The organism is Bacillus sp. ISL-75 (assembly GCF_018613095.1).
Genome location: NZ_JAGGQX010000004.1, coordinates 77,754 through 88,286, shown reverse-complemented (window position 1 = coordinate 88,286; position 10,533 = coordinate 77,754). Strand labels below are relative to the sequence as shown.

Annotated in this window: 12 protein-coding genes; 7 read left to right on the top strand and 5 right to left on the bottom strand. The window is 39.9% G+C overall.

Annotation, left to right across the window (positions count from 1 at the left end; translation table 11 throughout):
* Window positions 1–246: 246 nt before the first annotated feature.
* Window positions 247–477: a hypothetical protein gene (locus J7E63_RS01520; RefSeq protein WP_026565703.1), complete on the bottom strand. Its 231-nt coding sequence runs from the start codon at window positions 475–477 to the stop codon at window positions 247–249.
* Window positions 478–615: 138 nt separating this feature from the next.
* On the opposite strand from J7E63_RS01520, the gene pdaB reads away from it, so the two are divergent.
* A complete protein-coding gene (gene pdaB / locus J7E63_RS01515; protein ID WP_215009970.1) occupies window positions 616–1,368 on the top strand; it encodes a polysaccharide deacetylase family sporulation protein PdaB in 753 nt (250 codons plus the stop codon).
* Between the two features lie 27 nt (window positions 1,369–1,395).
* Here the strand turns inward: pdaB and J7E63_RS01510 are convergent, their stop codons facing one another.
* Window positions 1,396–2,088 carry a KinB-signaling pathway activation protein gene (locus J7E63_RS01510; protein ID WP_215009969.1) on the bottom strand — a complete coding sequence of 231 codons (693 nt, stop codon included), beginning with the start codon at window positions 2,086–2,088 and terminating at the stop codon, window positions 1,396–1,398.
* Window positions 2,089–2,238: 150 nt separating this feature from the next.
* Here J7E63_RS01510 and gerD point away from each other — a divergent pair, with 150 nt between their 5' ends.
* Window positions 2,239–2,859: a spore germination lipoprotein GerD gene (gerD, locus tag J7E63_RS01505; protein WP_215009968.1), complete on the top strand. Its 621-nt coding sequence runs from the start codon at window positions 2,239–2,241 to the stop codon at window positions 2,857–2,859.
* A 75-nt stretch (window positions 2,860–2,934) separates the two neighbouring features.
* Here the strand turns inward: gerD and J7E63_RS01500 are convergent, their stop codons facing one another.
* From J7E63_RS01500 to J7E63_RS01490, 3 genes are all read right to left on the bottom strand, one after another.
* The gene (locus J7E63_RS01500) at window positions 2,935–3,990 is read right to left on the bottom strand and encodes an Mrp/NBP35 family ATP-binding protein (RefSeq protein WP_215009967.1); all 1,056 of its coding nucleotides are present in this window, start codon (window positions 3,988–3,990) and stop codon (window positions 2,935–2,937) included.
* A 139-nt stretch (window positions 3,991–4,129) separates the two neighbouring features.
* Window positions 4,130–4,855: an N-acetylmuramoyl-L-alanine amidase CwlD gene (cwlD, locus tag J7E63_RS01495; protein ID WP_308161871.1), complete on the bottom strand. Its 726-nt coding sequence runs from the start codon at window positions 4,853–4,855 to the stop codon at window positions 4,130–4,132.
* An 84-nt stretch (window positions 4,856–4,939) separates the two neighbouring features.
* Window positions 4,940–5,383, bottom strand: coding sequence for a YbaK family protein (locus J7E63_RS01490; protein ID WP_215009965.1), 444 nt, complete (start codon window positions 5,381–5,383; stop codon window positions 4,940–4,942).
* A 314-nt stretch (window positions 5,384–5,697) separates the two neighbouring features.
* Between J7E63_RS01490 and J7E63_RS01485 the strand changes: the two genes are divergently transcribed.
* From J7E63_RS01485 to J7E63_RS01465, 5 genes are all read left to right on the top strand, one after another.
* On the top strand, window positions 5,698–6,105 hold the full coding sequence (locus tag J7E63_RS01485; RefSeq protein WP_215009964.1) for a hypothetical protein: 408 nt from the start codon (window positions 5,698–5,700) through the stop codon (window positions 6,103–6,105).
* 384 nt (window positions 6,106–6,489) lie between these two features.
* A complete protein-coding gene (locus tag J7E63_RS01480; protein WP_215009963.1) occupies window positions 6,490–7,206 on the top strand; it encodes an SDR family NAD(P)-dependent oxidoreductase in 717 nt (238 codons plus the stop codon).
* The gene (locus tag J7E63_RS01475; protein WP_215009962.1) at window positions 7,206–8,234 is read left to right on the top strand and encodes an S-adenosylmethionine:tRNA ribosyltransferase-isomerase; all 1,029 of its coding nucleotides are present in this window, start codon (window positions 7,206–7,208) and stop codon (window positions 8,232–8,234) included. The genes J7E63_RS01480 and J7E63_RS01475 overlap by 1 nt, the downstream gene beginning before the upstream one ends.
* Window positions 8,235–8,347: 113 nt before the next feature.
* Window positions 8,348–9,460 carry a GAF domain-containing sensor histidine kinase gene (locus J7E63_RS01470; protein WP_215009961.1) on the top strand — a complete coding sequence of 371 codons (1,113 nt, stop codon included), beginning with the start codon at window positions 8,348–8,350 and terminating at the stop codon, window positions 9,458–9,460.
* A gap of 13 nt (window positions 9,461–9,473) precedes the next feature.
* Window positions 9,474–10,115: a response regulator gene (locus tag J7E63_RS01465; protein WP_308161870.1), complete on the top strand. Its 642-nt coding sequence runs from the start codon at window positions 9,474–9,476 to the stop codon at window positions 10,113–10,115.
* The last annotated feature ends 418 nt before the right edge of the window (window positions 10,116–10,533 follow it).

Genomic DNA, 10,533 nt, shown 5'->3' with positions numbered 1-10,533 from the left:
GTTACGTTGGCTTAGTTTCTTAGTTGAAACTAAAAATTTTTGTTTGTTTGCACGATTTTGTTTGTTTAGTTTTCAAAGAACAATTTATTCATTCGCTCAAAAGCGACTTTATTAATATATCATCTACGAAACGTAATGTCAACAACTTTTTTCAAGTGTTTTTTACGTCAGCAGCGACGTTTATTACTATACCAAGATACTAAATAATTGTCAACGGAATTTGCACAAAAAATATGAAGTTTTTTCTTACCCCTTTTTCCTATCCTTCTTTCCCCTCCTCATATACTTTAAACAATCATGGGGAGAAGCAACCCGTCTAAATAATGTAAATAAAACTTTATATCGCTCTTCCATTGCTCGTTTAACAATATGATCAATTCGATCATCTCTTAAATCAAATAATATTTCATCCATTTCTCTTTTAATAAGGTATTCCATTTCTTTTACTTCTTTATCGTTTATTAGAAGTCCAAACATTGAATAACCTCCAGCGAAATATCTAGTTATAGTAGTCTTTTCCAATTATTGAAAATTTATAATAAAATTTTTCTAATCATATTTTTAAAAATACGGTCATAGGTTGAGACAAGGACAGTATTGGACGAGGTGGGGACGATGAAATTCTTTTTTGTATTTAACGGGAAGGCTTTGAAGAATATTTCACTCATTTTAATTGCTGCATTTTTTACTGCTTGGTTTCTCTATATAGAGAATCTTGCACAGATTCCTGTCTTTTCAACAAAAGATGGTCCGAAAGCCGTTTATAGAGGGGAAAAGGATCTTGCTCTTACTTTCAATATTGGCTGGGGTGACGAAAAGGCAGAGCCGATTTTAGATACGCTAAATAAGGAAGGCGTGAAGGCAGCCACTTTCTTCTTAGCAGGTTCATGGGCTGAAAGACATCCGGATCTTGTCAGTCGGATTGTAAAGGATGGTTATGAAATCGGCATTCTTGGTTACGAATACAAAGACTATCGGGATTTGGAAGATGTAAAAATCGGTCAAGATATCTCAAAAGCACAAGAGGCCTTCAGGAAGTTAAATGTAAAAAATATCAAGTTACTCCGTGCTCCAACTGGCCATTTTGATGAGAGAACCTTGAAAATAGCCAACAGATATGGATATACGGTTGTCCATTGGAGTGTGGATTCAAAGGATTGGAATAATCCAGGAGTACCAACCATTGTTAGAAATGTTAATAAGGCAGAAAAAGGTGATATTATTCTGCTCCATGCTTCGGACTCGGCAAAGCAAACTGCAAAAGCACTGCCGTTGATTTTGAAGAATATTCAGCAAAAAGGGTTAAAACTTATTTCAGTATCAGAATTAATTGCAAATGGAGAGGCAAGTTCCAGAGAAATCAAATAGTTAGACGCAAAAAAACCGTCCAATATTCTAAATGGACGGTTTTTTTGCCTTTTTCATATTTGCTTGTTTATTATTTTTTGATTTACCTGGCGATTGACTCGCCTTTTTTTGTCTTTCCTGTTCAGATTGGAGGTTTAATTTATGAAGAATTAATAATTGATAGGCATTACACGCAAGCAACGCCAACATCATCAGGTAAAGCCAGCTCTTTTCATTGACACGGAGAACTGGAACCCACTCAACTAATGTAACCACAATCATAAAGAACATGGCAGGAATAAACGCCTCTTGATTTGTCTGTTTCGTTTTGTACCACGCAACGATTAGACCAACGACTAAAAGAATGATAACTGGACCAAAATAAGGCAGGAGCGCATCCTTTGGCCCAGCAAAATTTTCGTATCGTAAATAAACTAAATCAAATAAACCAAATAGAATCAGGACCATTTGAACAGCATTCCAAAGTGAAACAGATTTAAAGATCCCTAAACCAAAACGGTGAACCGTTAAATATGCAAAAAAGCCCATTTGGCTGATGACACTAAACAGAAAGCCCATGACAATTAACCAAATTAAGGTTGATAAAATATCAATGAGTTTAAATTCAGTAAAATAGGGCTGAAACTCATTCCAACGAACAATAAAGCCCACAATAGCCGTTGTGAGTCCGCCTACAAATAATGTGTTGATAAATAGTTTTACCCAATTACGGCTCGTCACACTATAAACCTCCATACTACAAAAATAAATAACATTATGATTGTACCAAGCCATATTTGAAAAATCCATAATTTATGATTCCTTACGAATAATCTTTCAGCAGTTACTACATGCTAAGCTTAAGGATTTTTATGTGAAAGGGGCTTATTAATGAAAGCAAAAAGCATGTTGCTCCTCCTGCCCATCATGGTGTTCCTGACAAGTTGTTCTTCCAATGACGCCAGCAGTGGAGGACAAATTGATTACGAAGAAACGAAAAAAATGGTTGTTGATATTCTCAAAACCGATGATGGTAAGAAAGCAATCCAAGATGTGATGTCAAGTGATAGTATGAAGGAAAAGCTGGTAATGGACCAAAAGGTCGTCTCTGACACGATCCAGCAAACACTAACCTCAGATAAAGCAAAACAATACTGGAAAGAAACATTTAGTGATCCCAAATTTGCACAAAGCATTTCTAAAAATTTGAAATCTGAAAATAAAAAGTTACTAAAGGAATTAATGAATGACCCAGAATATAGAGGAATGATGATTGAAGTTTTTAAAGAGCCTGAAATACAAAAAGAATTAGCAGATGCTCTAAAAAGCAAAGAATACCGCGAGCATCTCCAGAAAGTAATTACGGAAACGGTCGATAGTCCTTTATTTAAAGCAAAAATACAAGAATTACTCTTAAAGGCAGCTGAAGAAGCAAATAGCAAATCATCAGGAGGAAAGAGCAGCAGCAGCGATCAATCGGGCGGCAGCAAAAGCGACCAAGGTGGCAGCTGAAGCTAGACCTTGATACATTCATATTAAAAAATAGAAGCCTTCTCCACATTGGAAGAGGCTTCTATTTTCATTAATTTACTTTTTTAGCAAGCCAGTTACTTTTTCAGCTATTTCTAGATAAATCTTTCCGATCTGATGGTCTTCTTGATAGACCGATGGGGCAAAGTCCTCCTCGTTCCAATCAGGCTGATTTAGCGGCAGACGGCCAAGAACTTCTGTATTCAATTCTTCCGCTAATTTATCGCCGCCGCCTTGGCCGAATACATATTCTTTTTCCCCGGTCACCTTGCTTTCAAAATAAGCCATATTTTCAATGACACCAAGAACTTCATGGTCAGTTTTCAGAGCCATTGCCCCAGCACGCGCTGCTACAAAAGCGGCCGTTGGATGCGGTGTTGTTACAATAACTTCTTTACATGCCGGAAGCATCGTATGAACGTCTAATGCGACATCCCCAGTTCCAGGTGGTAAATCTAAAAGTAAATACTCAATGTCGCCCCACTCTACTTCATTAAAGAAGCTGTTTAACATTTTCCCTAACATCGGTCCGCGCCAGATAATAGGTGAATTATCCTCAACAAAGAAGCCCATTGAAATGACTTGTACGCCAAACCGTTCAACAGGAATTATTTTTTCCCCTCTAACAACCGGTCTTTCTGTTATTCCCATCATATCTGGAACACTGAATCCATAGATATCCGCGTCAATCAGTCCAACCTTTTTGCCTAGACGTGCTAGTGCAACGGCGAGGTTAACCGAAACCGTTGATTTACCAACTCCGCCTTTTCCACTTGCGATCGCAATGAAAGTGGTATTATTTGAATGAAGCAGGTTGGTATCATTACTTTCTGGTTGTGCATGACGGTTTGCTGCTAACACTTCTTCAGGAAGTTCACTAAAACGGATTCCAACCGATGCCGCTCCTGCTTCTTTTAACAAATTGACAATTTGTGTTTGCAGTTGGAGCTGTTCAGCTGTACCTGTCTTCGCGATGGCCACCTTTACACTGACATGATTTTTTTCTTCTTTTACTTTTATTTCAACAATAGCATTTAATTCAGCTAATGTTTTATGTAAAAATGGTTCTTTGAGGCTGCCTAGAACCTCATGGACTCTTTCTTCTGTTAACATAAAAAAGCACCTCGCATTTTGAATTCGTTTCCATCTCCCAGTATATCATAACCATGCCCGGAAACAGTTAATTGAATCACACGTACTTTATAGGTTGAATCCAACTTTTTGCAAAAAAATAGAAGGGGTTTTCCCGCCTTCAATAATCTGGTTCAACTAATTCTTTTTCATTCGTGTAATAACGAGTAATTCCTTGATAGATGGATATCGCAATTTTTTCTTGGTAAGCATCCTTTTTTAAATTTTCCTTTTCGGCTGGATTGGACAAAAAGCCCACCTCAACTAAAATACCCGGTTTCTTTGCATTCTTTAATATATACACATTATTGATTGGTTTGGCTCTGCGAGTGGTGTTCTCTAAGTTTTTTCGAAGTTCTTCCTGGACGAATTTTGCTGCCTTAGCATTTTCCTTAAAATAAGGTGCATAAAAGGTTTGTGCCCCGCTCCACCTGGCAGAAGGAATCGCGTTTAAATGAATGCTGACAAAGAAATCATTATCACCGTTATTAATCATTTTTAGTCTATTTTTTAAATCTTCAACTTTTCTTCTACTGTAACCCCTTGTATCCGAAGCGGCTAAGTCTGTATCTGTTTCTCTCGTCATAATCACAAGGGCACCTTGCATTTGCAGGTAATCCTTGACCTTCTTAGTTATCTTTAAGGCAATGTCTTTTTCCAATGTTTGACCCGTTCCAGCACCGCCATCTGGACCGCCATGGCCCGGGTCAAGTAAGATGATTTTTCCCGACAATGGAAGATTCCACGCATTTAACGAGTCGTCTTCAGCAAAATCGTATTGTAAAACGAAAAATAAGACAAATAGCCCCACAATAAAACTTATGATTTTCAATCTTCGTTTTGACACACTGATCATTCCTTCCCGCTCGTCCCTTTTCACTAAACTATATGGGACAAAGGGGGGATTTAGAACAGGAAGAAATGATGGACATTAGTGAAGACGGAGCTTGTGGCGCCTTTGCCCCTTTTCATAGCCTTCTCTCCACCAGATATGAATATATTGCTCACATAGGTAATAAAGTGATTCACTCATGGTACCCTCTTCACCGCTTCCCCAATAAAGGAAAAAATTATATAGGGTATCGATTAAATGTTTTTCTTCTCGATAGCAGCGTTTGCGAACCTCATCTAAGTCTTCTCCATAATAACCAAACTTGCTGAATTTTGCCCCCAATAAAAAGGCTTCAAGGGCAATGTCATAGCATGCTTCTTCTATGCCTGTATTCATTATTAGGCTGGTGGCAATTTTTGTAGAGCCAAAGTATTGTTGGACTCGTTCTTTTAATGTATTGATCGATAACTCCCGAAGGACGGAACGCTCATATTTTATTTGTTTTTCCCGTTTTTTTTCTTTAAAGGTCGTAATTACTGTCACTACTTTTCACCTCTTAGAACTATTCTTTATCTGGGGTTCAGAAGAAATGCAAAGTTCTGACCGTTATAAGTTGCCAATTTTTATCCGATGGATTTGTTAATGCAGAAATGATTGTTAACAAATTATTCAAACAATTTTTATGAAAAATCCATTACATAATTAAATCGTAGTAAATCACTCCTCCGCCCTTACTTAAAAATCTTGGCTTTTATTTACCTATTGAAGGTGACGTGGCCTTTGTCAACAAAAATTTCACCTTATATCAAGCCCCATTAAACGAACCCATTATACATCCCACTCAGCTAAATAGCCTGATGCAAAAATTAAACGAAATCCCGTCAAAACTAACGAACCGCCACAAAATGCTTTCTGACCAATTAATCTCACTGCATCAAACCGACTCTCCCTATACTCGTTTTCAGCCTTATAACTATGGGCAATTGCAAAAGGGGTCTCTTTGCGCAGATTGTCACTCGTTAATATCTTCAGTTGAGGATTATAAGATAATTTTGGTGTGTGATAAATGCGGGCACGAGGAGTTGGTCTATTCAGTTGTCCTACGCTGCGTGGAAGAGTTGGTGCTGCTTTTCCCTGATTTAAAAATTACAACGAATCTGGTTCATGACTGGTGTAGGGTGGTTGGATCTAGAAAAACGATACGAAGAATTCTAATGCAAAACTATAAGTCAGTTGGAGAAAGACAACATAGGTATTTTGAATAATAATTGATTAAAGCATTCTACTACTTCACTTTATTTCCAATTATACGCCTTTCCATTTGTCGTGGAGGGGCCTTGTTTTTTATTAAGGATATAGGAACCCTCTTTCATTTACCGCCGAGGCGCTTTTCCGTCTTTCCTCGGTAAATGGAGACCCTTTTCATTTACCGATGGGACCCCTTTTTCCCCTTTCCTTGGTAAATGGAACCTCCCTCTCTTTAAAAGAGATTAATGCCACTTTTCCTGGTTGTTCGGTAACTCCCCGAACAAGTAAATTCGTCTTTTCTCATCCTAAAGTTGTAGATAAATTTCAAGCTTTTTTCCGAAGGATGATTTTCTAGAAACCTGTATGCTTAAAACATCAAGAAACAAAGGGGAGAGACAAATATGAAAAATAAAGTAGTAATGATCACTGGAGCCTCAAAAGGATTGAGTAGAGCGTTAACACTATCTTTTGCTAAGGAAGGAGCTAAACTTACGATTTGCTCCAGGTCAGCAAAAGGCCTGCTAACAGTGAAAGAGGAAGCTGAAAACTTAGGTGCTGAAGTACTGGCGGTTACCGCTGATATTTCCAAATCACGGGATGTGGAACGGTTCGTTGCGATGACAGAGGAAGCCTATGGCCATATTGATGTCCTAATTAATAATGCATCTATCCTAGGGCCTAGTCCAATGCCCATGCTGCTCGATTATCCGGAAGAGGATTTTGCTGAGGTGCTAAGGGTGAATGCAGTTTCGCCATTTCTGGTTACCAGAAGAGTGATTCCGGGGATGCTTGAGCGGAATGAAGGATCGATTATTAATGTTACATCTGAAGCTGGCCATACTGGTTATGTGGGCTGGGGTGCATACGGGATTTCAAAATTTGCCGTTGAGGGTCTTACCCAAACGTGGGCAGATGAATTAAGTGAAACAAATGTACGGGTAAACATGGTTGATCCTGGCGAAATGGACACAGAAATGCACCAGTTAGCTGTTCCCAATTGCGATTATCCATTGGCTAAACCGGAGGATGTGGTCGACATCTTTTTATATCTAGCATCCGATAAGTCTGTAGGAATTAATGGCCAGCGGTTTGAAGCCCAATCAGAGGAGGAATTGTGATGGCGATGAAAGCGTTGGATTTTTATCTACCAGATGAATTAAATGCGTCCCATCCCCCAGAAAAACGCGGCTTAAGGCGGGATCATGTCCGGATGATGGTATTGGACCGATCTACTGGAGAAGTCCGGCATGACCAGTTCTTCCACTTGGCAGATTACCTTCAGCCCGGGGATCTGGTCATAGCCAATAATAGCCGAACCATACCCGCGGTATTACATGGTAAATGGTCAAGAAACAACGAAACAATCGCACCCACAGTGGAAGTCAGGTTGGCAAGACGCCGTCGCGAAGAATTGTGGGATGCGCTAATTGTAGCTAACCCTGTTAAAACAGGCGACCAGATAGACTTTTCCCCGGAATTGTCAGCAATCGTAATCGGTGAGAAAGAGAATTCCCCTCTTAAGATTATTCAATTTACGAAAAAGGGCACAGAATTATTTAATATCATCTATGCCCTTGGTGAGCCGATCCGATATGAATATATTGAAGAGCCATGGGACTTGAATTACTATCAAACCATTTTTGCCTCCCATCCCGGTTCCGTCGAGATGCCCTCAGCAGGCAGAGCCTTTAGCTGGGAGCTCATTTTTAAAATGAAGCGCAAAGGCATCCAGCTTGATTTTATCCAATTGCATACCGGGTTAAGCTATTTACTTGATGATAGGTGGCACCAGTCACCCGAAGAGAATGAAGAGGAGTATCAAATCTCTAAACGAATTATGGAACGGATCCTCCAAACGAAAGCATCTGGCAAAAGAGTCATTGCCGTTGGTACAACAGTAGTTCGGGCGCTCGAGACGGCCGCTAAAAACGGGGCCCTTTCAGGGGTGACAAATCTCTATATCGATCCACATTATCCTTTACAAATAGTTGACGGAATCATTACGGGGCTTCATGAGCCACAAGCAAGTCATCTCGATATGTTGTCCGCCTTTGTATCAGAGCTCCATTTACTACAGGCATATGATTATGCAATCAAAGCCGGCTATCTATGGCATGAGTTTGGGGATATGAATCTAATCTTATGACGAAAGGAGGCAAAAAGCATCAGAAAAGGCAGCTGTTCTGAGTTCTAAGGAAGCGAAACAAACCACCTAATACGCTATAATAACAGTAAATGCAGGACGCTGGAGGAGAATGTATGTCGGAAGAGAATAAAGATATCGGCATTTTAAAGGAAATCGCTGAACTATTAAATGAAGGAACCGATACAAATGACGTATTGTCTGGAGTGTTGAAAAGGCTTCTTCAAGTGACGGGACTTCAAACAGGATGGATATTTTTAATGGATGAACATGGAACGCATCATCTTGCAGCCGTCGAAGCCCTGCCGCCTGCTTTGGCGAATAATGATAAGCAGAGGATGTGTCAGGGTGGATGCTGGTGCGTCAATAAATACAACAATAAAAAATTAACGAAAGCAACCAATATTATGGAATGTAAACGGATTGAAGATGCGATCGACGAAAATGCAGGGGAAACATGCGGTCTCACCCATCACGCTACCGTCCCGCTCGGAGCTGGAAATGAACGATTCGGAATCTTAAATGTAGGTTCCCCTTACAAAACACATTTTCAAAAAAATGAACTCGCCTTACTCGAAGCCGTTGCCTATCAAATCGGCACGGCGCTGAAACGGATCAAACTTACCCAGAGGGAACAGGAGACTGCGCTGGTCGCTGAGCGGAATCGGCTTGCAAGAGATCTTCATGATTCTGTTAATCAGCTGTTATTTTCCTTAAGCCTTACAGCGAGGGCTGGAGTGGAAATGACAGAGCAAGATGAAGTGAAACAAACGTTTGTCTATATACAGGATTTAGCGCAGGAAGCGCTTGGCGAAATGAGAGCATTAATCTGGCAGCTACGACCGCTTGGATTGGAGAATGGAATAGTAAGTGCCCTGAAAAGTTATGCGGAAATGCTTGGACTGTCCATTAAAGCAAATATCACAGGAGCTGCTAGCATTCCAGGAACGGTCGAGGAAGCATTGTGGCGCATCGGCCAAGAGGCTCTGGCCAATTGTAAAAAGCACTCCCAGACAACAGAAACCAGTCTCACCTTTCATACTGCCAAAGATGAGGTTGTCATGTCCATCAAGGATCGCGGCTGCGGCTTCCACTTCGGAGAAAATCTCGAAATCCCCTCATTGGGATTAAAAAGTATGAAAACACGGACAGAAGCATTAAATGGCCAATTTCATTTAAAAAGTAAACCAGGAAGCGGTACAGAAATAGAAATTCATATTCCGTATTAAGGAGGAGAACTCAGTGAGTATCCGCGTACTAATCGCCGATGACCATCACGTCGTCAGAAGAGGTCTAGTCTTTTTTCTTCGGACCCAAAAAGACCTTGAAATTATCGGGGAAGCCGCCAATGGCAAGGAAGCGGTTGAACAGGCAAAATTACTGAAGCCAGATATTATTTTAATGGATCTGGTGATGCCGGAAATGGACGGTATCCAAGCCACTAAGACTATTAAACAAGAACAGCCAGACATTAAAATCATGATGTTAACGAGCTTTTCCGACCAGGATCATGTCATTCCAGCGCTAGAAGCCGGTGCTTCAGGGTTCCAGTTAAAAGATATCCAGCCCGATGAACTGGTCACATCCATTAAAAAAATAATTGGCGGGGAAAACCAGCTCCACCCAAAGGCTACCTCTCATTTACTAGCCAATTTGTCCAATAAAAACAAGCAAGAAAAGAATTTACTAGCGGAATTAACGAAAAGAGAGTTGGATGTTTTAAAAGAAATCGCCAACGGAAAAAGCAATAAAGAAATTGCCGCCTCGTTATTCATCACCGAAAAAACTGTAAAAACCCATGTATCAAATCTTTTGTCGAAACTCGAATTGGCTGACCGGACACAGGCCGCCTTATATGCAGTAAAAAATCAATTGGTAGACTAAAACGGATTTGAGCTGAGCTTACATCCGTTTTCATTTTTAAACAAATAAAAAACACAACCAATTGGTTGAGAGCCTAATTTTGTCGAAATCTACTCAGAATATGTAGATATTTCCCGGGAATTTGTTGAAGTTTGAAAAATATTGAATCCTAATAGTCGAAACAAAGGAATTTCTACTTTTAATTCGGTGCCTGGGTTTAAATGGTGATTTATGCAAATTTGATCCTTCCATGGAGGAGAGGATGCTCTTCTATTCCTCTTTATATCATGTAGCATAACGGACCTCTTTTCCCTTTCTATGGTTCTGGGGATATATTTGCAGTTATATCGCCCAGCGATACGAAACAAAAAAAGGCAAAAAAAAAGCCTTAAAAAGGCACCTTATTTTCGGAATAAGGAGAAGAGTCCTCACCATTTTT